The organism is Mucilaginibacter sp. P1_A3 (assembly GCF_056406855.1).
In genome coordinates, this window is record NZ_JBFTZJ010000031.1 from 1 (window position 1) to 2,346 (window position 2,346).

2 protein-coding genes are annotated in these 2,346 nt (G+C 41.7%); both read right to left on the minus strand.

The window, feature by feature from the left end; all coding sequences use genetic code 11:
• Positions 1 to 83: 83 nt before the first annotated feature.
• Positions 84 to 1,760 carry a group II intron reverse transcriptase/maturase gene (gene ltrA, locus AC1D0K_RS30660; RefSeq protein ID WP_477399744.1) on the minus strand — a complete coding sequence of 559 codons (1,677 nt, stop codon included), beginning with the start codon at positions 1,758 to 1,760 and terminating at the stop codon, positions 84 to 86.
• A 255-nt stretch (positions 1,761 to 2,015) separates the two neighbouring features.
• Entirely contained in the window at positions 2,016 to 2,234 is a 219-nt protein-coding gene (locus tag AC1D0K_RS30665) for a hypothetical protein (RefSeq protein WP_477399746.1), read from the minus strand.
• Between the last annotated feature and the right edge of the window lie 112 nt (positions 2,235 to 2,346).

Consider the following 2,346-nt stretch of genomic DNA (forward strand, 5'->3'; position numbering starts at 1 on the left):
ATTAAACTCAGCCGTAGAGTCGCCTCTACGGCTGGTCTTCAAAACCGTGCGTGAAAGTTTCCCTTCACACGGCTCCTCGTCCGTTAATCATTTATATGAAGCAAGTTATCTTTCCTCGTTTTGGTGATATGACAATGGGCGTGCAATAATTGCACATTAGCCCATATATCTTTTCCTCCCAAATGCAAAGGAATAATATGGTCGGTATCCATATCATCGCCTAACGTAAACTGCAATTTGCATATTGAACATCGACCTTTCTGTTTCCTCAAAAGCATGGCTTTTCTGTTCGATAACGTAGGGTATCGTCCAAGCCTTGCTCCCCAATAAGACCAGTCACCATCATATGGTGAGCGGTTCTCTTTAACTTTGACGTGCCTGATGATTGGAGTTTCACTATAGAGCCTAAGAGGCTTCCCTTTACGAGCAGCAAATGTCCAACGACCGGTTTCCAATCGCCAGTACTTGCGGTTTACCCAAGTTTGGGTCTTATTCGGGTGTCTTCGATTCGCCCATCGCCTCAAAGATTGAAACAACTTATGTGACATATTACTAAACACCCTCTTTGATACAACTGTTGAATGAAATTTACTCCATCCCCTTATGACAGGATTAAGTTGTTCTATCAGGCGTTCTTGTTCGATCGTACGATTACGACGCACAATGTTTTGTATGGCTTTATGTTGTTTCTTTTGAGACTTTTTAGATGGCCTAATGAAGGTTTTGAAGCCGAGAGGCTTTCCATAGTTGCTTTTTCCTGTATGCGTTTTGCCAACATTGTATTGGCTAATGTGCATACCTAAAAAGTCGAATCCCCGGTTGCCATGTTCATCCTGTAGTAAGGTGTGTGCAATTCTCGTCTTTTCCTCTTTTAGGTTTAAATCAATATCTGCAAGCCATGATTCTATAGCTGCCTTACAATGATTTATAACCGCGAGATCTTTATGAAAGACTAAGAAGTCATCAGCATATCTAATTAGTATTGGGCCGCCACGAACAGGGAATTTCTCTTTAACGATTTGTTCCATGCCGTGTAATGCAATGTTAGCCAACAATGGAGAAATTACACCGCCTTGCGGCGTGCCTTGTTCAGTCTGATTAAATACATCATCCTCTAACGCCCCGGCTTTTAACCAAGCCCTAATCAATCTTCTTAGGCTGGGAATGGTATTTAACTTTGTTAACAGTTTTTCATGACTGATTTTATCAAAGCATTTCTCGATATCGGCATCTAATACATACTTAGGCTTACTTTTGATTGATAAAAAGATTGCTTCAATAGCATCATGGACTGAGCGACCAGGCCTAAACCCATAACTATTGGGTTCAAACCTCGCTTCCCATTCGGGTTCAAGGGCTAATTTAACCAATGCCTGTGCAGCACGGTCTTTCATAACGGGTATGCCCAAAGGGCGTTTTTCATCGCTGTTTGGTTTCGGAATCCATATTCGGCGAGTTGGTTTAACCTTTGCTTCCAATAAGTCTTGGTTGCTAAGTTTCATTCGCTGCACCGGCGTTAGTTTTCTTACACCATCAACACCCGCTGTTTTCTTGCCTTGATTGTCCTGTGTTACTTTCCTAACCGCCAATAGCTTGGCGGCATTAGATTTCAATAACAGTTTTTGTAGTTTGCGCATAGATATTATATCTCCGCGCATGCTTGCCTGATAAATTCGTTTTTGCAGCTTGAAAACATTACGCTGAACCTTCGTCCAGTTAATTGTGTTCCATTCATACATCGGTCGTATTGCCGTGTTCATCGTCTTAAGTTGCTACTTACTAAATCTATCATTAACGTCGTGGGTACGTCTGCCTATCCTTTGGCTTTCCCAAAGGCATTTGCTTTTTACCCAATCTCGTCTTATTAAGGCATAAGGATGGCTTCCCTCTGATAATCAGAGCCTTAATAAGATTACCTTGTTCCGATTATCTGTATGGTCTTAATTGACTAAGGGTTAGCGTCCTATTCTTCACCGGATTACAATTGTTTGAACGATTGATGGACGACATAACCATCAATCCTGTAATCGTTCCCATTTTGGGCAAGCCTTACAACCGTAGTTGAATAACCTGAGTAGGCTTGTTGACAGTGACGATGATTCAAACATAGGTTCGTTGCCTACGCATACCTCTACACTTGCAAAGGATTGAATGTCAGATTCCATTCTTACTTGCTTTCTTCCCTGCTGCACCCATGCAGTTGCCACCTGCATAAATGAGGAAAGTGTTTTCATCTGTTCAAATAGATGGAATGGTGTTTCCATTCACCAGATAATCAGTTATTACAAAGAACATCTTGTAATGTCCGCTTACTTTACTCACGGACAACAAGTCACACATGCCGCT